Below are 19,885 nucleotides of genomic sequence, written 5' to 3' on the forward strand. Positions count from 1 at the left end.
ATCCCGTCAGTGCAGCGTTGGACTGCCCACGAACCAGCTCTTCATGGCCATCGTCCGATCATGCTCGAAGGAGCGGACGTGCCGGTCGGGCAGGATGAGTCCGGCCATGCGGAAGATCGTTGCAAGTCCCCGCACGGGCGCGAGAGCCCAATCGGCCCCGACCGGCGGCAGCCAGCACTCGAACTGCTCGCGCACCGCGTCAAGGCGCTCCTGCTGCGCGGCGGCGATCGCCCGCAGGATTCCGTGCTCGCTGTCGGACATGCGCGGGCAGGTCGGGCAGTGCACCTCGATCGCCGTATGCGCCGTGCATGCGAAGATCTCGATGATGGATTCCAGCGAGAGCACGGCGTCGCCGACGCGAAAATGGTCGTACACTTGCTGAATGTCGGCCGCGGTCGGGACGGCGCCTCCGCTGCGAGCCTTCGCCCTGAATCCCCAGATGAAGAGCCGCTCCGCCGCGCTCAGCGCTGGAAGGTCGAGCGATCCGGTGTATGTCGATTGATGCATTGAGGCTCTGGCCTTCGGCTGCGCTCACGCCATCGTTGGCGTCGATGAGCTTGCTCGATCGTTCTGCCAGAGCCCTCCGCAAGTCAACGCTTGGAGGAGCGATATCGAGGTCTTCTAGATCTAAAGAAGCCTCGAGCCCGGAAGCAGACACCTGCGCCTTGAACGATTCCAATGCAGGGGAACCCCGACGCATTTCAATCCGTCCAGCGACGCCATGCGCGCAGGGCCTCCGTGACCGGACCGAGGGCCGTCGTACCCATTCTTGCGGGATTTGTAGGGAAGCCAATGCTTAAAGCTTTGCTAAGGAGAACGGGATAATCTGGCATATCAGCCCTTCGAATTCTCGCGAGCTCCGATGTTCTTCTCCCGAATCAGTTTCAAGCTGGTCCTGATTGTCGGCATCAGCCTTCTCGGCATGGTGGCGCTGGCGCCGATCGCGCTTTCGACCCTGCGCGCGCAGATGGTCGCCGATCGCCAGGCCAAGACGCAGCACATGGTGGATATCGGCTACGGCATCCTGGCGCACTATCAGAAGCTCGAGAGCGATGGAAAGCTCTCGCGCGAGCAGGCCCAGGCCGGAGCAATGGCTGAAATCAAGAGCCTGCGCTACGACAAGGTCGAGTATTTCTGGATCAACGACATGACCCCCAAGATGGTCATGCACCCGATCAAGCCCGAGCTCGACGGCAAGGATCTGTCCGGCATGAAGGACCCCGCCGGCAACGCGCTGTTCATGGGCTTCGTCGACGTCGTCAAAAAGCAGGGCGCGGGCTTCTACGGCTATCTCTGGCCGAAGCCCGGCTTCGACCAGCCGGTCGGAAAAATCTCCTACGTCAAGGGCTTTGCGCCCTGGGGCTGGATCATCGGCACCGGCATCTATCTCGACGACGTCGATGCCGTCTTCCGCCAGAACGCGATGACGTTCGCCTACATATGCCTGGCCGTGCTGATCGTGGTCCTCGGCGCCTCCTTCCTGATCGGCCGCAGCGTCACCCGGCCGCTGGCCCGGATCACCGGGCTGACCGAACGCCTCGCCGCTGGCGACGTCGCGTTCGACGTGCCCTACACCGATCGCCGCGACGAGGTTGGCGGGCTCGCCAAGGCGCTTGCCGTGTTCAAGGACAATGCATCGGCCGTCAGCCGGATGCATGCCGAACAGCAGGAGCTGAAGCAGAAGGCCGACGACGAGAAGCGCAGGGCGATGGCCGACCTCGCCGGCCAGTTCGAGGCAAGCGTCCAGGCCGTCGTCCGCGATGTCTTCAATGAGGCGCGCGCAATGCAGCAGGCCGCGCAGGGCATGTCCGAGACCGCGAACAAGGCGACCGACCGCGCGAGCTTCGTCGCCGCCGCCTGCCAGCAGGCTTCCAGCAACGTGCAGACGGTGGCGTCCGCCGCCGGGCAGTTGTCGGCCTCGATCACCGAGATCAGCCAGCGCGTCGCGCAGGCTGCCACCGTGGCCGACAAGGCAGCCGCCGACGGTCAGCGTACCAACGACACCGTGCAGGGGCTGGCCGCCGCCGCGCACAAGATCGGCGAGGTCATCGACCTCATCAACCAGATCGCCTCGCAGACCAATCTGCTCGCGCTCAACGCCACCATCGAGGCGGCGCGCGCCGGCGAAGCCGGCAAGGGCTTTGCGGTGGTCGCGAGCGAAGTAAAATCATTGGCGAGCCAGACCGCCAAGGCGACCGACGAGATCGGCGCGCAGATCACCGCGATCCAGGCCGAGACCAACGAGGTCGTCGGCAACATCGAGAGCATCCGCGCCACCATCATGGAGGTCAACGAAATCTCCTCGTCGATCGCCGCTGCGGTCGAGGAACAGGGCGCCGCGACGCAGGCGATCGCCCACAGCGTGCAGGAAGCGGCGTCCGGCACGGACCAGGTCTCGCAGAACATCTCCGGGGTCACCGATGCCACGGCGGAGACCGGCGAGGTCGCCGGCCTCGTGCTGCAATCGAGCGGCCGGCTGACACTGAAGCTGCAATCGCTCGAGAACGAGGTCAGTGCGTTCGTTGCGGGTGTGCGCGCGGCCTGATCGTCGCCGATCCGGTCTGCCGTGGTACGGATAATCGGCCTCGTCACGACGCGCGCGGTCGGGTGAAAATTCCGGCCTGCGGGAGCGGTCATCGCGACCGGCTTTCCCACCCTTGACGGCTGCGGTTAAAGTGAAGAAGCAGGATCATCGAACCTGCCGACCCGCGCCTGCCATCGCGGGCATGGAGACCGCTGCATGTCGTTCAAGAAGCTCCTGATCGCCAATCGAGGCGAGATCGCCATCCGCATCGCGCGTGCCGCGGCCGATGCCGGCATAGCGACGTTCGCGATCCATCCGGCCGACGACGCTCTGTCGCTGCATGTGCGGGTCGCCGACGAGGCGGTCGAAATCCCCGGTCGTGGCGCGCGCGCCTATCTCGACATCGACGCGGTCGTACAGGCGGCGAAGTCGGCCGGCTGCGATGCCGTGCATCCCGGCTACGGCTTTCTCAGCGAGAACGCCGCCTTCGCCAAGGCCTGCGCCGATGCAGGCATAGCTTTCGTCGGACCGAAGCCGGCGGCGCTCGAGCTGTTCGGCGACAAGGTCGCGGCGCGGCAACTGGCAAAGCGCTGCGGCGTGCCGATCATCGCCGGCACCAGCGGACCGTCCTCGCTGGAGGAGATCACCGCATTCTTCACCTCGCTCGGCAGCAACGCGGCGATCTTGATCAAGGCGATGGCCGGCGGCGGCGGTCGCGGCATGCGCGTGGTCGAGAAAGCATCCGATCTTGCGGAGGCCTACGCGCGCTGCCAGTCCGAGGCCAAGGCGGCGTTCGGCTTCGACGGCGTTTATGCCGAGCGGCTGATCCGTCAGGCGCGTCATATCGAGGTGCAGATCATCGGCGACCGCTTTGGTGCCATCTCCCATCTCTGGGAACGCGAATGCACCATCCAGCGCCGGCACCAGAAGCTGGTTGAGGTCGCGCCCAGTCCGTCGCTGAGTGATCCCTTGCGTGGCCGCATCATCGAGGCGGCGAAGCAACTGGCGGCAGCTGCATCTTACGACAATCTCGGCACCTTCGAGTTCCTGGTCGATGGCACCGCCGAGGACAGCTTTGCCTTCATCGAGGCCAATCCACGGCTCCAGGTCGAGCATACCGTCACCGAGGAGGTGCTCGGCCTCGACCTTGTCCGCGCCCAGCTCGCGGTCGCCGCGGGCGCTTCGCTCGCGGCCCTCGGCCTCGCGCAGGGATCGATCCCGAAACCGCGCGGCCATGCCATGCAGCTTCGCATCAACATGGAAACGCTGGATGAGACCGGCGCCACACATCCGACCGGCGGCGTGCTCGCCGTGTTCGAGCCGCCGTCGGGTCCCGGCGTCCGCGTCGATAGCTTTGGCTATGCGGGTTACAAGACGAGCGCCGCCTTCGACTCGCTGCTTGCCAAGGTGATCGTGCACACGCCGGGCGAGGCCTGGCACGATGTGGTTTCAAAGGCATCGCGTGCTCTGCGCGAGTTCCGGATCGATGGCGTCGTCACCAACATCGCGTTCCTTCAGGCGGTGCTCGCGCATCCCGATTTCAAGACCAACCGTATCGCGACCGATTTCATCGACCGCAACATCGCAAAGCTCGTCGAGGCGGCCGATGGCGCCGCCAAGCCGCTGTACTTCGCGGCGACCGAGCGAAGCGGCCATGGTACCGAGACGCACGTCGCGCAAGCGGTGCCGGAAGGCGCGGTGATGGTCGCCGCGCCCCTCCAGGGAACGATCGTCACCATCCAGGTGAAGGAAGGCGAGATCGTGCGGCCCGGCCAGCAGCTCGCGGTGATCGAGTCCATGAAGATGGAGCATCTGGTCATGGCCGAGCAGGGCGGCCGGGTCATGAAGCTCGTTGCCGGTGACGGCGTCACGCTGCTGCATGGCGAGCCGATCCTCTATCTCGAACCGCTGGACGTCGCGGCCGACAGCGCGGCGGCGGAAGCCGACATCGATCTCGATCACATACGTCCCGACCTTGCCGAACTGATCGCGCGCCAGGCCAATACGCTCGACGAAAACCGCCCGGCCTCGGTCGAGCGGCGCCGCAACACCAACCAGCGCACGGCGCGCGAGAACGTCGCCCAGCTCGTCGACGACGGCTCGTTCATGGAGTATGGCAGCCTCGCGATCGCGGCGCAGCGGCGCCGGCGCAAGCTCGACGATCTCATCAAGAACACGCCGGCCGACGGCCTCGTCATGGGCGTTGCCACCGTCAATGCCGAGAAGTTCGGTGCCGAAGGCGCGCGCTGCATCGTCGTGGCCTATGACTACACCGTGCTCGCGGGCACGCAGGGCCACATGAACCACAAGAAGATCGACCGCATGCTGACCCTTGCGGAAGACTGGCGCGTGCCGCTGGTATTTTATGCCGAAGGCGGCGGCGGCCGCCCTGGCGACACCGACCGCCTCGGCATGACCGGCCTCGACGGCCCGTCCTTCGTGCAGTTCGCAAGGCTATCGGGCCTCGTGCCCGTCGTCGGTGTCGTTTCCGGCTATTGCTTCGCCGGGAATGCTGCGATGCTCGGCTGCTGCGATGTCATCATCGCCACCCAGAATGCCTCGATCGGCATGGGCGGTCCCGCCATGATCGAGGGCGGCGGTCTCGGCGTCTATCATCCGGCCGAGGTCGGCCCCGTTGCGGTCCAGTCTCCGAACGGCGTCATCGACATCCTCGTCGAGAACGAGGAGGAGGCGACACGCGTCGCTCAGAAATATCTGTCCTATTTCCAGGGGGCGGCGAAGGATTGGGAGGCCGCTGACCAGCGCCTGCTCCGCCGCGCCATCCCCGAGAACCGTCTTCGCGTCTACGACATCCGCAGCGTAATCGATCTCGTCGCCGACAAGGACTCCGTGCTGGAGCTGCGCCGCGACTACGGCGTCGGCATGATCACCGCCCTGATCCGCATCGAGGGCAAGCCGTTCGGCCTGATCGCCAACAATCCGCGGCATCTCGGCGGCGCCATCGATGCCGATGCCGGCGACAAGGCCGCGCGCTTCCTCCAGCTTTGCGACGCCTTCGATCTGCCGATCGTCTCGCTTTGCGACACGCCCGGCTTCATGGTCGGCCCCGAAGCGGAGAAGACCGCAATCGTCCGCCACGTCTCGCGCATGTTCGTCACGGGCGCGAGCCTCACCGTGCCGCTGTTCGGCATCGTGCTGCGCAAGGGCTATGGCTTAGGGGCGCAGTCGATGATCGGCGGCGGCTTCCATGCCTCGTTCTTCACCGCGGCCTGGCCGACCGGCGAGTTCGGCGGCATGGGGCTGGAGGGCTATGTCCGCCTCGGCTTCCGCAAGGAGATGGAGGCGATCGCCGACCCCGAGGAGCGCGAGACCTATTACCGCAACAAGGTCGCCGAGCTCTACGCCAACGGCAAGGCGGTCTCGATCGCCTCCGTGTTCGAGATCGACAACGTCATCGATCCCGCAGAGACGCGGCGCTGGATCATGGCGGGCCTGCGCTCCGTGCCGAAGCCGCCCGCGAGGACCGAGAAGAAGCGGCCATGCATCGATACGTGGTGAGCGCAGTGCAGCAATAGCTGCGTCCCGGTTCCCGATTGACATCCCCGCCTGTGGTGCCAGACTTTGCACAATAATGCAGGGTGGAGACGTCCGCGATGGCCAGCCTTTCGGCCTCGAACCATGTCGCCCGTGTCTTGTCCGTCGCCAGCCACGTGGCCGACGTCGATGCCTCGTCGCGGATTGCCAATTCCTGGCGGCGGTGCCTCGTCAATCACAAGCTCGATCCAGCCCGCCAGGGCCCGCCGCAGACGCTGACCGAAGCCGAGATTCGTCACGTCGCCGAGCCAATGGAGGAGACGATCAGGCTCGCGACGCCCGAGCTCGACGATCTTGCCCGCGTGCTGCGCGAGGCCGGCTATTGCGTCAATCTCGCTGACGCGAACGCGACCATGCTGTTCAGCCGCCTGCCGGGCGAAGCCGATGCAAGGATGTTTCTGGACTGGAAGATCTACACCGGCTCGAACTTCGCCGAGACTTTCGAGGGCACCAACGGGCTCGGCACGGCGCTGGCTGAAGAGAAGCCGATCCTGGTGCATCGCGACGAGCATTTTCGCGCGCAGTGGCACATGTTCTCCTGCGCCGTGGCGCCGCTGTTCGACCAGGCCGGGCGGCTCGCCGGTGCGATCAACATCACTTCGTGCCGCGAGGATCTCGAGCGCGCCGCACATCAGCTTGCGCTCGCGGTGACGATGGAGGCGACGCGCCGGATGGAGGGGGCGATCTTCCGCAGCCATTTCCGCAACGCCTGGATCGCTACTGTGCCGGGCGACGGCGGCAGCGGCCTCATCGCCTATGACGACGACCGCCGCATCGTCGGCGCCTGCCGCTCGGCGCGTGCGTTGCTTAGCCTTACCGACGGCATGATCGCCTCTGGCATTGATCTGTCGCGCTACATCAAGTTCGATCATGCTGCGCGCGGTGCGGATGAACGGATTGAGCTGCGTCGTGCCGATGGCAGTTCGTTGGGCCGGGGTCACGTCGCGCCGCCGCTGCGTGCAAGGTCGCATGCGCCGCGACGCGATGCGCCGATTGACCGTGTCGACGCGCTGCATCGCCTCGCCGGCCGCGATCCCGGCCTGGTCAAAAGCGTAAAACGGCTCCGAAGCATCGGCGACCACAATCTGCCGGTGCTGCTGCACGGCGAGACCGGCGTCGGCAAGGACGTGTTCGCCCGCGCCATTCATGCGGCGAGCAACCGCGCACGCAACGACTATGTCGCGCTGAACTGCGCGGCGATGCCGGAGAGCCTGATCGACGCGGAGCTGTTCGGCTACGAGGCCGGCGCCTTCACCGGTGCGCGGCGCGACGGCTCGAAGGGCCTGATCGTGCAGGCCGATGGCGGCACGCTGTTTCTGGATGAGATCGGCGACATGCCGGTCGCACTCCAGACCCGCCTCTTGCGAGTGCTGGAGAACCGCGAGGTCTGGCCGCTCGGCGCGCTCAAGCCCGTCGCCGTCGATATCCGGCTGATCAGCGCCACCCACCGCGATCTCGGCCGCATGGCCGAGCAGGGCGCCTTCCGCGCCGACCTCTATTTCCGCCTGCGCGGCATGGAGGTGCGGTTGCCGGCCTTGCGCGAGCGCGCCGACCGCGCCGACGTCATCCGCCAGATCGCGCGCGAGGAGGCGCCGAACTGCCGGCTCTCGGAAGATGCCTGGTCGCAGCTCGCGGCCTATCCGTTCCCCGGCAACATGCGCCAGCTCCGCCACGTGCTGCGGCTCGCTGGCTGCACGGCGGAAGACGGCGTCATCACCGATGCCGATCTCGACCTGCCGCCGTTCGGAAGGGCGGAGCCGGACCTCGAAGCGGCCGAGCGGGCCACGATTGTCGAGGCGCTCCGCAAGCACGGCGGCCGCGTCATCGAAGCCGCGCACGCGCTGAAGCTCAGCCGTGCCACGCTGTATCGGAAGATCAAGCAATTGAAGATCTCATTCTAACGAGTTCGCTGGCGCCTGCCGGAACCCGGACGCCGTTCGGCTCTTGATCGGCTCTCGTGAATCAGGCGGCAAACGCGCCGCCGCGACCATACATTCCCGGGAGATCGAGAGAGGAGAGCATTTCGATGGAGGAGATCGAAGTCTTTCTGGCTGTCATTGAAGCCGGCAGCCAGACGGCCGCCGCCCGGCAATTGGGGCGGTCGCTGCAATCGGTGAACCGGGCATTGGCCGCGCTGGAACAGAGCGTCGGTGTCGAGCTGGTGCGGCGAACAACGCGGCAGTCGGTGGCGACTGAGGCGGGACTGGCGTTCTATCGCCGCGTCAAGCCGGCCTTTGCCGAAATCACCGAAGCGCGGCTCGAAGCGGCAAACCGGCGTGTCGAGCCATCGGGTCTCCTGAGGATCGCAGCACCGGTCCTGTTCGGATCGACCCATGTGGTGCCTGCCATCGCCGAGTTCATGGCGCGTTTTCCGCAGATCGAGGTCGACGTCAACATGTCCGACCGGCCCGTCGATGTCGTCGGAGATGGTTTCGATCTCGCCGTCCGGATCAGGGAATTGCCGGATTCGTCGTTGAAGACCCGGCGGCTGGGAGAGCTGCGCACGGTCGTCTACGGCGCGCCCGACTATTTCGCGCGTCATGGCCGCCCGCATCATCCCAATGACCTCTCGGATCATCAAAGCATCCTGCGCAGGACCGGCCGGGGCGAAGTGGACATGTGGCGGTTTCAGGTCGATGGCCGTGCGACGACAGTGCAGGTGAACGGCCGCTTTCACACCGACAACATGACCGCTGCGCATGCGGCCGCTCGTCACGGCCTCGGTGTCGGGTATGGCCCGTTCTGGCAGATCCGCGATCTCGTCGATCAGGGCGCGCTCGAAATCGTGCTGGAGTCGTTCGAGGCACCGCGAACGCCGGTGCGCGCCGTGTTTCCGCCGAGCGCGATACCGCCGGCCAAGACGCATCTCTTCGTCGATCTCCTGGCGGAGAGGTTGAAGCACGAGCGGCTTTGACATTCGCGACAATGACGCGGGGAGGTGCGGGAACGCGTCATTCTCCCGGTTAGCGGGAATGTCTATCCCGCGAAGCGCCGGTTGTCCCGCCGGGCGGTCGATCGCAGTTTGATGCGCAGGGCACATCCGCCCGGCTGGGGCGCAGAGGACTGCACCATGACTCCCAATCGACGGACACTCTTGCATGCTGGCGTCAGCGTCACCGCGACGCTGGCTTCCGCCACCTTTGCCGGACAATCGCCGGGGCCGAGCGACCCGCGGCTGCCGCTCAAGGACGATGCAGAATCCCGTGCCGCCGCCGCGCAGGATTTTGGCCACATCATTCAAAGGCAGCCGCGGGCTGTCTGCAAACCCGGGTCGAGCGCCGAAGTCGCCGACGTCTTGCGCTGGGCAAAGCAACAGGGGCTGAAGGTTGCGGCGCGCGGACAGGGCCATGCGACCTATGGCCGGGCCATGGCCGAAGACGGTATTGTACTGGATCTCGGTGCGCTGACGGCGATCCATCGGATCGAGCCGGACCGTGTCGTCGTTGACGCCGGCGCGACCTGGCACGCGGTGCTCGACGCGACGCTGGCCAAGGGACTGGTCCCGTTAGTCCTGACCAATTACCTTGGCCTGTCCGTCGGCGGCACGCTCGCTGTTGGAGGGATCGGCGGGTCGTCGTCCCGGCATGGTCTCCAGACTGACCAGGTCCTGGAGCTCGACGTGGTCACCGGAGAGAGCGTGGAGCTGACCTGCTCACCGACCGCAAATGCCGATCTCTTCGACGCCGTTCGGGCGGGGCTGGCGCAATGCGCGACCATCACGAGAGCGACACTTCGATTGATGCGCGCACCCGAGCGTGTCAGGCGTTATCTGTTGTCTTATCCCGATCTTGCTTCACTCACCGCAGATCAGCGGCGCGCCCTCGACGAGGCGCGTTTCGATCAGTTGCAGGGCGCCGTCGTGCCCAATGGCGCCGGCGGCTGGCGCTATCAGCTGGAGGCGGGCGTCTTCTACGACGGCAGCATGCCCCCCAACGACAAGGCCCTGCTTGCGGGCTTGGCCGACAAACGCGAGACTGTCTCAGACCTGGCCTTCGGCGAAGACGCCAACGCATTTGCGAAGCTCGAAAAGCTCCTGCGGTCGAACGGCCAATGGTTCAATCCGCATCCCTGGCTCCTGACCTATTTGCGCGGCAGCAACGCGCTCGAGATCGCAAGCGAGGTCATTGCGGGGCTGGACGGCGATGATCTCGGCCCGCTCGGGCGCATCACGTACTACCCGATGTTCACGGACGCGTGCCGCACGCCCCTGCTTCGGCTGCCCGACGAACGCGTCGTATTCCCGTTCAATCTCATCCGCATCCCGGCGTCCGCGGACAAGGCGAATGCGGAGCGGCAGCTTGCGCGCAACCGCATCCTGTACGATCGCATTCGTGCCGCAGGCGGGATGCTCTACCCCGTGAGTGCGCTTGCCATGTCATCGCAGGATTGGATGGATCATTTCGGCCCGAGATGGCCGCTGCTGCGCGAAGCCAGACGCCGTCACGATCCGGGCGGCATCCTCACGCCCGGGTATGATCTGTTCTAGATCAGGAGAAATCCGTCCAGCTCAGATGCCGTGCATCGAGATCGCCGAGCGCAATCGCTTCGCGCATCTCCTGCGGCGTATGGAAATTGCTGCGCAAGTACACCAGCGGCTTAGCCGTTGCCGTATGCGACGCGCCGCGGACCTCGCCGACGAAGATCGAATGCGTCGTCGTCTCGAACTCCTGCGCCAGCACGCAGTCGAATGCTGCGACTGCGTCCGTCAGCACCGGCGCGCCGGTCTCGCCCCGCGTCCACTGGCCGAAGGCAAAACGGTCGTCGCCGTTGACGCCCTTCTGGCCGCTGAACGTCAGCGCCAGCAGGGCATGATCCTCGTGCAGGAAGTTGATCGCAAAGGCGCCTTCCTCGCGGATGCGCGTATGTGCGCTGGCGTTGCGGTTCACGCAGACGATCAGCGACGGCGGATTGTCGGAGAGCGAGCAGGCCGAGGTCACCGTCAGTCCGGTTCGCTTGCCGTGCTCGGCGCCCACCGTCACCAATGCGACCGCGCCGGCGCATTGGCGCATCGCCTGCTTGAAATCCTTGGCGTCCACCGTCACGTGGGAATCTCCGAAATGAATGCGGGTGCGGCACGATCGCGCCGCACCCGTTGGCGGTCAAGCCGCCTTCTTCGCGGAGCCGAGATGCGTCAGGCGCGGCATCACCTCGTTCTTCAGCAGCGACAGCGAATGGTGCCAGGCTTCCGCCTTGTGCTTGTAGTCGAAGCCGAACACCAGCAGCACACCGAAGCCGCCGACCTCGTCGTAGATCTTCTCGATCTTCTCGGCGACGGTCGCGGGCGAGCCGACGATCCAGTTCCGCTTGGCGCAATATTCGACGGTGACGTCGCTGTCGGGCACGTCGGGCGCGTGCTTCAGATAATCCTTGAAGCCGAAATGGCCGAGCAGCGGCAGGAAGTACTCGCTCATCATCCGGCCCATCATGTCGCCGGTCGAGAGCTTCCAGGCTTCCTCGTCGGTATCGGCGACGAACACCTCGCGCACCAGTCGCCAATCCGCGCGGTTCGGCTTGCGCCCGGTCTTGGCGGCGCCGATCTCGACCGAATCCCAATGGCTGGAGACATAGGCCGGGTTGAGGTTGAGGCTCATCGGGATGAAGCCACGCTCGCCGGCGAGCTTCAGGGTGTCCGAGTTCTTGGAGAGCCCGGCAACGCCGATCGGCGGATGCGGCGCCTGCAGCGGCTTGATGTGCGGCTTGAGGAAGTCGAACATCGTATCGGGCTTGGTCACCGTCCAGAACTTGCCCTTGTGGGTGAACGGGGCCGGTTCGGTCCACAGCTTCAGGATGATCTCGAGCGCCTCGCGGGTCATGTCGCGGTTCTGTCCGCTCATGCCGTCGACGTTGAACATCGCCCAGTCGCTCGGCAGCCCCGAAGCCGCGACGCCGAAATTGAGCCGGCCTTCGGAGAGATGGTCGAGCATGGCAACGCGGTTGGCAAGCTCGGCCGGGTGATGATACGGCAGCAGGAAGCCGCCCGGCCCGATGCGAAGCTTCTTGGTCTGCATCAGCGCCTGTGCGATCAGCAGATCCGGCGTGGGATTGGGTTCCCAGGGGGCGGTGTGGTGCTCGCCGACCCAGGCTTCCTGATAGCCGAGCTCGTCGAGCCAGCGCATGACCTGCAGGTCCCAGTCGTTCCCTTCCTTCAGGCCGCACTCCGGCGGATGCGAAGGCATGGTGAAATAGCCGATCTCCATGGGTTTCCTCTCTACAATTGACGCGTCTTGTTGCGCGGTTCACGGATGTGAGTGGGAACGCTTCAGCAAGGGGTGTGCCAGCGCGACATGGGTATAATCCAGCGAGAAAGGGCTGGTTTGCGGCGGCAATAGCCGATATCCCGGGGCGGATTTGCAAGCCCTCGTCTCATTGTCGCGAGACGGTGTCTTGCCGGTGAGACGAGGATACGTGTCGAGATGAGCGAACCCGCCTATGTCGCGGTGGATTGGGGCACTAGCAGCTTCCGGCTCTGGCTGGTCGACCGTGCCGGCCAGGTGCTGGCGGAGCGCCGCAGCGGCGAGGGCATGCTGACCGCGGCCAAAGCCGGTTTTTCCGCAGTGCTGCAATCGCACCTTGCGGCGATCGAAGCGCCGGATCACCTGCCGGTGCTTGTCTGTGGCATGGCCGGCGCGAAGACGGGCTGGGTCGAGGCCGGTTATGTCGATACGCCGGCGCCGCTTGCCGCGATCCTGAAACAGGCCGCGCGTGTGGCCGGCGAGGCGCGCGACATCCGCATCCTGCCGGGTATCGCGCAGCGCGATGCAAAGGCGCCGGACGTGATGCGTGGCGAGGAGACGCAATTGCTCGGCGCGCTCGGTCTCGATGCCGCCGGCGAGGCGCTGGTCTGCATGCCCGGCACACATTCGAAATGGGTGCGGGTGAAGGACGGCACGGTCGCGCATTTCTCCACCTTCATGACCGGCGAGCTGTTCAGCGCCGTCTCCCGCGAGACCATTCTGTCGCTTGCGGTCGCCGGCGCTGATGACGCGGACGATATCGCGAGCTTCAAGACGGCCGTCGTTTCGGCGTTCAAGACGCCGGCCTTCGCCGCCAATCTCCTGTTCACCGCGCGGTCGCGGCAGCTCTTGTTCGGTGGCACGCCGGCTGCGGCGCGCGAAACCTTGTCGGGGACCCTGATCGGCATCGAGCTCGCCGCGGGCCTTTCGGGCACTGTGCCGAAAGCAGGCGTCACGCTGATCGCCTCAGGGCGGCTGGCGATGTTGTACAGGATGGCTTTCGAGGTGCTGTCGGTTGCTGTGACCCCGATCGATGCCGATGAAGCGGTTCGCCGCGGGCTGTCGATGGCGGCAGCCGCGATCTGGTCGAAATGAGAGGATGACCGAGATGAGCGTTGCCTTCCCGCCGATGAAGCGTCCGCTGGTCGCGATCCTGCGCGGCGTCAGGCCCGAGGAGAGCGAGGCGATCGTCGGCGTCCTGATCGACGCCGGCATGACTGCGATCGAAATTCCCCTGAACTCGCCCGATCCGTTCCGCTCCATTGCTACTGCGGTGAAGCAAGCGCCGGCCGGCGTTCTGATCGGCGCCGGCACGGTGCTGACGGCCGCAGACGTCGACCGTCTCAACGATGCCGGCGGCAAGCTCATGGTCTCGCCGAATGTCGACACCGCGGTGCTGGCGCGCGCGCATCAGCACGGCATGGTGACGATGCCCGGCGTGTTCTCGCCGACAGAGGCGCTGCTGGCGGCGCGGTCGGGTGCCTCGAGCCTGAAGTTCTTTCCGGCGAGCGTACTCGGCGCGTCCGGCATCGCCGCGATCCGCGCCGTGCTCCCCGCAGGCGTGATGATCGCCGCCGTCGGCGGCGTCTCCGACCAGAACTTTGCGGAGTACATCAAGGGTGGTGTGACCGCGTTCGGGCTCGGCTCGAGCCTTTACAAGCCCGGGATGACGGCAGCGGATGTAGCGGCTCGCGCAAAGGTGACAATCGCGGCCTACGATCGGGCGATTGCGAACGACTGAGCTTGTGATGAACAAGCCGTGATGGCATCACGGTCGTGCCTTAGCCTATCTTGCTGCACCAGCGCGATGAGGAGACCGACATGGCGATCAACAACATAGCCGAACTGTTCGTGGCAACGCTCGAACAGGCCGGCGTCAAGCGCATCTATGGCATTGTCGGCGACAGCCTGAACGGCTTCACAGAGGCGCTGCGCCGCCGCGGCACCATCGACTGGATCCATGTCCGGCACGAAGAGGTCGCAGCCTTTGCCGCCGCCGGCGAAGCCGAGATGACGGGAAGCCTTGCGGTGTGTGCGGGCTCCTGCGGCCCGGGCAATCTGCATCTGATCAACGGCCTGTTCGACGCGCATCGCAGCCGCGTGCCGGTGCTCGCCATCGCCGCGCAGATTCCCTCGGCCGAGATCGGCGGCGGCTATTTCCAGGAAACTCACCCGCAAAACCTGTTCCGCGAATGCAGCCATTATTGCGAGCTGGTCTCCGACCCGAGCCAGCTTCCTTACGTGCTGGAGAATGCGATCCGCGCGGCGGTGGGTCTGCGCGGCGTTGCCGTGATCGCCATGCCAGGCGACGTCGCCTTCCGCAGCCCGCCCAAGCGCGCGCTGTCGACGACGCGCGGCCTCGCGCTGGCGCAGCCGAAGGTCGTGCCGCAGGCGGATGAGCTGAAGGCGCTCGCGGATCTCCTGAACGGCGCCGAGCGCATCACGCTGTTCTGCGGCCGCGGCTGCGCCGGCGCACATGCGCCGCTGATGCAGCTTGCCGAGGCCTTGAAGAGCCCGATCGTCCATGCCCTCGGCGGCAAGGAACATGTCGAATACGACAATCCCTACGACGTCGGCATGACCGGCTTCATCGGCTTCTCCTCGGGCTACGCGGCCATGCATGCCTGCGACGCGCTGGTGATGCTCGGGACTGATTTTCCCTACAAGCAGTTCTTCCCGACCGACGCGAAGGTCGCGCAGGTTGATCTCCGCCCCGAGAATCTGGGGCGGCGCTGCAGGATCGATCTCGGCCTCGTTGGCGACGTCAAGCTGAGCATCGAGGCGCTGCTGCCGCTGTTGAAGACCAAGACGCAGCGCAAGCATCTCGACGACGCGATCGCGCATTACAAGAAGGCGCGAGAAGGTCTGGACTCGCTCGCCAAGGGCACGCCAGGCAGCAAGCCGATCCACCCGCAATATCTCGCAAAGGTCATCAGCGACCACGCGACCGACGATGCGGTGTTCACCGCCGATGTCGGCACGCCCACGGTGTGGGCCGCGCGCTATCTCGACATGAACGGCCGCCGCCGGCTGATCGGCTCCTTCGTGCATGGCTCGATGGCCAACGCCATGCCGCAGGCGATCGGCGCGCAGGCCGCGCAGCCCGGCCGACAAGTGATCTCCCTGTCGGGCGACGGTGGCTTCACCATGCTGATGGGCGATCTGATCACGCTGACGCAGATGAAGCTGCCGGTGAAGGTGGTCGTCTTCAACAACGGCGTGCTCGGCTTCGTTGCACTGGAGATGAAGGCAGCGGGCTTCGTCGACACCAATGTCGATCTGGAGAACCCCGATTTCGCCGCGATGGCGCGCGCGATGGGTATCTTCGCCAAACGCGTCGAAGACCCGGGCGAGCTGCCCGGCGCGGTCAAGGAGATGCTGGCGCATGACGGGCCGGCGTTGCTCGACGTCGTTACCGCCAAGCAGGAATTGTCGATGCCGCCGACCATCACGGCCGAGCAGGTCAAGGGCTTCAGCCTGTGGGTATTGCGTGCGGTGATGAACGGCCGCGGCGACGAGGTGCTGGACCTCGCGAAGACGAATCTCTTGCCGCGATGATCTTGCCGAGGCAATCGGTCCACCTCTGCTCGACGGGGAGAGGTGAACACCGGCTGTGCGGCCTCAGCCGCGCTTCGCCGACGGGGCGGGCAGGCGCTCGGGGCGGTTCTGGAAGCGTTGCCAGTGTAGCAGGACACCGATCAGCAGCGCCGGGACGAAGCCGAGCACGATCAGGAAATGCGGTAGCTTCGCCGACGAGACGAATGCAATCGCGATGTCAGAGATCAGCCAGAGCGCCGCAAACATCACCGCGAAATCCAGGCGCGGGCAACGAAGGTAGTAGAACACAGCGGTGATAATCACGGCGGGTCCGATCGCAATGCCGATCATGACTGCCGTCAGCTCCGTCGGCGTCAGCGCGTCGAGCACCATCGAGGCCAGCAACCAGAGTGCGGCGAACATGGCGACGATGTCGAGAGGATGCCGCAACAGAGTACCTCTTTCGGGGGCCGCCCTATCGTTGTGGCCAGGACGGCGCCCGTCAAGTAAAATACGCCTATTCCTCGTCACTTCCAGGCGTTGGCCGCAGCATGAAGTGACCGAATGCTGTGGCGATCGGCTTGGTCGCATCCTCCTGCCAGGCCCGCGCCTCGAAGGCGACGATGCGCCGGCCCTGCTTCACGATCGAGACGTCGGCAAAGGTGTCGAGCGCGCGACCTGAACGCAAGTAGTTGACGGTGAGGCCGATCGGTTTGGGCGGCGCGGCCGTGCCGAGCTCGCGTGCCACGCCGACGATCGCGGTGGTCTCCAGGAAAGCACCGGTCATGCCGCCGTGGATCGCAGGCAAGATCGGGTTGCCGATGATCTTCGGCGAGAACGGCATCGTCAGCGTGCCGTCGTCGTTGACGCGAATGCCGAGGCAGCGCGCGAACGGGCTGTTCGCGAACGGGCCATCCGGATCTTCCGGCGCCTCCAGTGTCGGGATGTTGCGCCCGTCCATCCGGCGGTCCGCGAGCATGTTGGTGCGATTGGCGCCGATCATGAAGCAGGCGGTCGCGGTCGCGACCGGGTCGTCCTCGGACTCCTGATACGCGGTGGAGCGCACGAAGGCAATCGAGCGTGTGGTGCGGTAGCAGACCGAATGCGCCTTGATGTCGAGGCCCGGCGTCGCCGGCTTCTGATAGTCGATGCGCAGGTCGAGCGTCGCTATGGCGCGCGTGCCGTCGAGCGCAAGCTGCACGGCCATGCCGCAGCTCTCGTCCAGCATCGCGGTGACGACGCCGCCATGCAGAACGCCGGTCTCGGTGTCGCCGACGAAAACGGGACGATAGGGCAGGCTGGACCAGGCCTCGGCGGGCGCGAAGCGGTCGAGCTGGAGCCCGCTGATATGGCCGTAATCGGAGCGGCGGCCCTGGATTGCCTCGGCGAGTTCCTCGAAGGGGAGCGTAGCGGGTTGCGTGGACATGACGACGTTCTAGACCAGTGCCGGGCGCCGCGCAAAACCTCGAATGGCGTTGCAGGTCGGCTCGCGCGGTTTGGCCTCGACAGGGCGGGCCGAAGCGACGATGGTGGGGCTTCTTTTCGTACGCGTAGCTGCAAGGAGCGCCCATGACCGACCCCGAAACGCCCTCGACCGCCCAGGGGCCCGTCACCATTTCCAGCTCCAGCGCCGAGCGGGCGCCGATCGTCTATTTCGACGGCGCCTCCTGCTTCGGCCATCACAACGGCGCGATCCAGATCGAGCTCGCCGCCAACCTGCTGATGCCGGTCGGTGCCGCCGTCAGGGTCGACGTGGTCCAGACCGCTCACTTGCGTTGCAGCGTAGCCGCAGCGCTTGCGCTGCGCGAAGCCCTCGACAAGGCGCTGGCGATGTACAAGCAGGGCCAGCAGCAGCCGAACGAGGAGATTCCGGCGGTGAAGAACTGAGGCTGCCGGGCGATTCCATGGACGGAGCGGGGCCGCGGCGCGTGTATCGTGCTTCAGGTACTACCGTCGATCGTCTCGTCGCGCTAATCTGGCCGGAGAACTCGCGGAGTCTCCGATGTCAGACACAGAACCAAGATCCGTCGCGCCGTTCTGGCTCACCTCGCCGTTGCTGTTGGCCCTCGTCGGACTGGTCGGGACCGGGGTCGGCGCTGTGTTGCAGGGCTTTTGGAATACGCGGCTCGAGCGCGAGAAGTTCGAGTTTTCGCTGATCGAGAAGGCGCTCGCCGTCGCGGACAAGAAAGAAGCTGCGCAGAACCTCAAGTTTCTCGTCGACGCCGGGCTCATCAACCAGTTCAACGCGGAGAAGATCGCCGCGCTGGCCAAAAATCCGCAATCATTGCCGGACTTCGCCGCGCCGCGCGATATGATTCCTCCGCGGCTCGGCAAGGCGGTCCTGTCACGCCTTGGCACGTATAAGGGTACGGTCGACGACGACAGTGCCGGCAGCGATTACCGCAAGGCGATCGTAGATTTCCAGGTCGGCCAGAGCCTGCCGGGTGATGGCATCATCGGACCGCTCACATTCGATCGAATGAAAAGCGAGTATACGAGGGCGACGGGAGCATGGCCGCCGGAAGCGAGCAGCAAGGCAAAACCATGAGCGCGCGCCGGCTCAGCCGTTGCCCACATGCACCTTCGGCTTCTTGCCGCCGTTCCACTTGCCGTCGAGCGCGCGCTCGATCTGGGCGGCGAGCTGCAGCAGCAGGCCGTCATTGGCCTGTTTGGCGATCGCCTGGATGCCGAGCGGCAGGCCGTGGTTCTGGGTTGCCATCGGCATCGAGATCGCGGGCATGCCGCAGAGATTGGCGAGCGGCGTGAAGGCGAAGAAGCGCCAGAGATTGCCGAACCAGTCGAGCACATCGGGATTGTCGGAGATGGTGAGATATTCCCTGGTGCCGACCTTCGGCGTCGGCAGCGCGGTGATGGGCGTCAGGATCACGTCCCACTGCTCGAAGAAGCTGCCGAAGCCGCGCGAGGTCGTGTTGAACACGCCCTGCATCCTCGCGCGTTCGGCGAAGCTCGTGTGCCGGCCGGCCTCCCAGATGCGGATGTTGATGGGCTCGATCAGATCTTCCGGCGGCTTTTCCAGCCCACGCGCGGCGAGCATGTTGGAAATCACCACCGCGAAGTTCGAGATGTAGCAGGTGGTCTGTGCCGCGAACGCGGCGCGGAAGTCGAGTTCGGGCAGGGCGTAGTCGACGTGATGGCCGAGGCCTTCGAGGAAGCGGCCGATCTTCTCCAGCTCGGCGGCGATCTCAGGCGTCGCGCTGTAATCGCCCCAGCTGTGCGAGAGCGCGATGCGGAGCTTGCCGGGATCGCGCTTGATCATTTCGGAATAAGGCTGCGCCGTAGTCCAGAACGGCATGAACTCGCCGGGCGCGGGTCCCCGCGCGTGATCGACGAACGCGGCGGTGTCGCGCACCGAGCGCGACTGGCAGCCCTGGATCGAGACGAGACCGGTGAGATCGGACATGTGCGGGGCGAGCGAGAACACGCCGCGCGAGACCTTCAACCCGATATTGCCGTTGACGCCGGCGGGAATGCGGATCGAGCCGCCGCCGTCGGTCGCATGCGCGATCGGCACCACGCCGGCCGCGACCATCGCCGCGCTGCCCGCCGACGAGCCGCAAGTGGTGTAGTCGATATTCCATGGATTGCGCGTGACGTAGACGGCGGGATTGTCGGCCGAGCTGCAGACACCGAATTCAGGCGTCGTCGTGCGCCCGATCAGGTTGAGCCCCGCCTGGCGGAATTTTCCGGTCAGGAACGTGTCGGCGCTGGCGCGATTGCCGCGCATCAACAACGAGCCCATCTCCTGGAGCCGGCCCTTCATGGTCGGTCCCAGGTCCTTCATCAGGAAGGGCAGGCCGGCAAATGGGCCGGAGAGGTTGGCGCCATCCTTGGCGGGGTCGGCGATCACGTCCTCGAACAGCTCGACCACGCCTGACAGCGACGGATTGACCTTGGCGACGCCGGCCGCGGCCTGGCGCGCCAGGTCCTTTGCCGTCAGCTCGCCCTTGCGCACGCGCCCGGCCAGCGCCACGCCGTCATGCTGCGCCCATTCATTCCAGCTCATCGGCAAAGTCAT

The 19,885-nt window shown here is 65.7% G+C and carries 16 protein-coding genes; 10 read left to right on the forward strand and 6 right to left on the reverse strand.

What is annotated here, in order from left to right; all coding sequences use genetic code 11:
* Positions 1–6 precede the first annotated feature (6 nt).
* Positions 7–507: a hypothetical protein gene (locus tag HAP40_RS07985; RefSeq protein ID WP_166818321.1), complete on the reverse strand. Its 501-nt coding sequence runs from the start codon at positions 505–507 to the stop codon at positions 7–9.
* A 355-nt stretch (positions 508–862) separates the two neighbouring features.
* On the opposite strand from HAP40_RS07985, the gene HAP40_RS07990 reads away from it, so the two are divergent.
* From HAP40_RS07990 to HAP40_RS08010, 5 genes are all read left to right on the forward strand, one after another.
* The gene (locus HAP40_RS07990) at positions 863–2,545 is read left to right on the forward strand and encodes a methyl-accepting chemotaxis protein (RefSeq protein WP_166818320.1); all 1,683 of its coding nucleotides are present in this window, start codon (positions 863–865) and stop codon (positions 2,543–2,545) included.
* Between the two features lie 195 nt (positions 2,546–2,740).
* Positions 2,741–6,043, forward strand: a complete 3,303-nt coding sequence (locus tag HAP40_RS07995; RefSeq protein WP_166818319.1) for an acetyl-CoA carboxylase family protein — start codon at positions 2,741–2,743, stop codon at positions 6,041–6,043.
* Positions 6,044–6,138: 95 nt separating this feature from the next.
* Complete coding sequence (locus HAP40_RS08000; RefSeq protein WP_166818318.1) at positions 6,139–7,980, forward strand: sigma-54-dependent Fis family transcriptional regulator; 1,842 nt, start codon at positions 6,139–6,141, stop codon at positions 7,978–7,980.
* 125 nt (positions 7,981–8,105) lie between these two features.
* A complete protein-coding gene (locus tag HAP40_RS08005) occupies positions 8,106–8,993 on the forward strand; it encodes a LysR family transcriptional regulator (protein WP_166818317.1) in 888 nt (295 codons plus the stop codon).
* A 156-nt stretch (positions 8,994–9,149) separates the two neighbouring features.
* Positions 9,150–10,565: an FAD-binding protein gene (locus HAP40_RS08010; protein ID WP_166818316.1), complete on the forward strand. Its 1,416-nt coding sequence runs from the start codon at positions 9,150–9,152 to the stop codon at positions 10,563–10,565.
* A 1-nt stretch (position 10,566) separates the two neighbouring features.
* Here HAP40_RS08010 and HAP40_RS08015 read toward each other — a convergent pair whose 3' ends face one another.
* A complete protein-coding gene (locus tag HAP40_RS08015) occupies positions 10,567–11,121 on the reverse strand; it encodes a flavin reductase family protein (RefSeq protein ID WP_208024802.1) in 555 nt (184 codons plus the stop codon).
* 57 nt (positions 11,122–11,178) lie between these two features.
* A complete protein-coding gene (locus HAP40_RS08020) occupies positions 11,179–12,276 on the reverse strand; it encodes an LLM class flavin-dependent oxidoreductase (RefSeq protein WP_008563374.1) in 1,098 nt (365 codons plus the stop codon).
* A 216-nt stretch (positions 12,277–12,492) separates the two neighbouring features.
* Here HAP40_RS08020 and HAP40_RS08025 point away from each other — a divergent pair, with 216 nt between their 5' ends.
* The 3 genes from HAP40_RS08025 to poxB all read left to right on the forward strand — a co-directional run bounded on the left by HAP40_RS08025 (position 12,493) and on the right by poxB (position 15,870).
* A complete protein-coding gene (locus tag HAP40_RS08025) occupies positions 12,493–13,407 on the forward strand; it encodes a 2-dehydro-3-deoxygalactonokinase (protein WP_166818315.1) in 915 nt (304 codons plus the stop codon).
* Positions 13,408–13,420: 13 nt separating this feature from the next.
* Positions 13,421–14,053, forward strand: coding sequence for a 2-dehydro-3-deoxy-6-phosphogalactonate aldolase (locus tag HAP40_RS08030; RefSeq protein ID WP_166818314.1), 633 nt, complete (start codon positions 13,421–13,423; stop codon positions 14,051–14,053).
* A gap of 80 nt (positions 14,054–14,133) precedes the next feature.
* The gene (gene poxB, locus HAP40_RS08035) at positions 14,134–15,870 is read left to right on the forward strand and encodes a ubiquinone-dependent pyruvate dehydrogenase (RefSeq protein ID WP_166818313.1); all 1,737 of its coding nucleotides are present in this window, start codon (positions 14,134–14,136) and stop codon (positions 15,868–15,870) included.
* A 63-nt stretch (positions 15,871–15,933) separates the two neighbouring features.
* Here the strand turns inward: poxB and HAP40_RS08040 are convergent, their stop codons facing one another.
* Complete coding sequence (locus HAP40_RS08040) at positions 15,934–16,299, reverse strand: hypothetical protein (protein WP_166818312.1); 366 nt, start codon at positions 16,297–16,299, stop codon at positions 15,934–15,936.
* 67 nt (positions 16,300–16,366) lie between these two features.
* Positions 16,367–17,275: a PaaI family thioesterase gene (locus tag HAP40_RS08045; RefSeq protein ID WP_166818311.1), complete on the reverse strand. Its 909-nt coding sequence runs from the start codon at positions 17,273–17,275 to the stop codon at positions 16,367–16,369.
* Between the two features lie 143 nt (positions 17,276–17,418).
* Between HAP40_RS08045 and HAP40_RS08050 the strand changes: the two genes are divergently transcribed.
* Both HAP40_RS08050 and HAP40_RS08055 read left to right on the forward strand, forming a co-directional pair.
* The gene (locus HAP40_RS08050) at positions 17,419–17,736 is read left to right on the forward strand and encodes a hypothetical protein (protein WP_166818310.1); all 318 of its coding nucleotides are present in this window, start codon (positions 17,419–17,421) and stop codon (positions 17,734–17,736) included.
* Between the two features lie 115 nt (positions 17,737–17,851).
* Positions 17,852–18,397 (forward strand): peptidoglycan-binding domain-containing protein, encoded by a 546-nt coding sequence (locus HAP40_RS08055; RefSeq protein WP_166818309.1) that lies wholly within the window; start codon positions 17,852–17,854, stop codon positions 18,395–18,397.
* 12 nt (positions 18,398–18,409) lie between these two features.
* On the opposite strand, the gene HAP40_RS08060 is transcribed toward HAP40_RS08055, so the two are convergent.
* Positions 18,410–19,885 (reverse strand): amidase, encoded by a 1,476-nt coding sequence (locus HAP40_RS08060; protein WP_166818308.1) that lies wholly within the window; start codon positions 19,883–19,885, stop codon positions 18,410–18,412.

The sequence above is a fragment of the Bradyrhizobium sp. 1(2017) genome, assembly GCF_011602485.2.
Lineage (GTDB): Bacteria > Pseudomonadota > Alphaproteobacteria > Rhizobiales > Xanthobacteraceae > Bradyrhizobium.

What these genes read in the sequence shown, in the direction of transcription:
- HAP40_RS08030 (WP_166818314.1), top strand. Translation starts at nt 13,421, where the DNA reads ATGAGCGTTGCCTTCCCGCCGATGAAGCGTCCGCTGGTCGCGATCCTG.
- HAP40_RS08050 (WP_166818310.1), top strand. Translation starts at nt 17,419, where the DNA reads ATGACCGACCCCGAAACGCCCTCGACCGCCCAGGGGCCCGTCACCATT.
- HAP40_RS08010 (WP_166818316.1), top strand. Translation starts at nt 9,150, where the DNA reads ATGACTCCCAATCGACGGACACTCTTGCATGCTGGCGTCAGCGTCACC.
- poxB (WP_166818313.1), top strand. Translation starts at nt 14,134, where the DNA reads ATGGCGATCAACAACATAGCCGAACTGTTCGTGGCAACGCTCGAACAG.
- HAP40_RS07990 (WP_166818320.1), top strand. Translation starts at nt 863, where the DNA reads ATGTTCTTCTCCCGAATCAGTTTCAAGCTGGTCCTGATTGTCGGCATC.
- HAP40_RS08055 (WP_166818309.1), top strand. Translation starts at nt 17,852, where the DNA reads ATGTCAGACACAGAACCAAGATCCGTCGCGCCGTTCTGGCTCACCTCG.
- HAP40_RS07985 (WP_166818321.1), bottom strand. Translation starts at nt 507, where the DNA reads ATGCATCAATCGACATACACCGGATCGCTCGACCTTCCAGCGCTGAGC.
- HAP40_RS08060 (WP_166818308.1), bottom strand. Translation starts at nt 19,885, where the DNA reads ATGACTTTGCCGATGAGCTGGAATGAATGGGCGCAGCATGACGGCGTG.
- HAP40_RS08025 (WP_166818315.1), top strand. Translation starts at nt 12,493, where the DNA reads ATGAGCGAACCCGCCTATGTCGCGGTGGATTGGGGCACTAGCAGCTTC.
- HAP40_RS08005 (WP_166818317.1), top strand. Translation starts at nt 8,106, where the DNA reads ATGGAGGAGATCGAAGTCTTTCTGGCTGTCATTGAAGCCGGCAGCCAG.
- HAP40_RS07995 (WP_166818319.1), top strand. Translation starts at nt 2,741, where the DNA reads ATGTCGTTCAAGAAGCTCCTGATCGCCAATCGAGGCGAGATCGCCATC.
- HAP40_RS08020 (WP_008563374.1), bottom strand. Translation starts at nt 12,276, where the DNA reads ATGGAGATCGGCTATTTCACCATGCCTTCGCATCCGCCGGAGTGCGGC.
- HAP40_RS08045 (WP_166818311.1), bottom strand. Translation starts at nt 17,275, where the DNA reads ATGTCCACGCAACCCGCTACGCTCCCCTTCGAGGAACTCGCCGAGGCA.
- HAP40_RS08000 (WP_166818318.1), top strand. Translation starts at nt 6,139, where the DNA reads ATGGCCAGCCTTTCGGCCTCGAACCATGTCGCCCGTGTCTTGTCCGTC.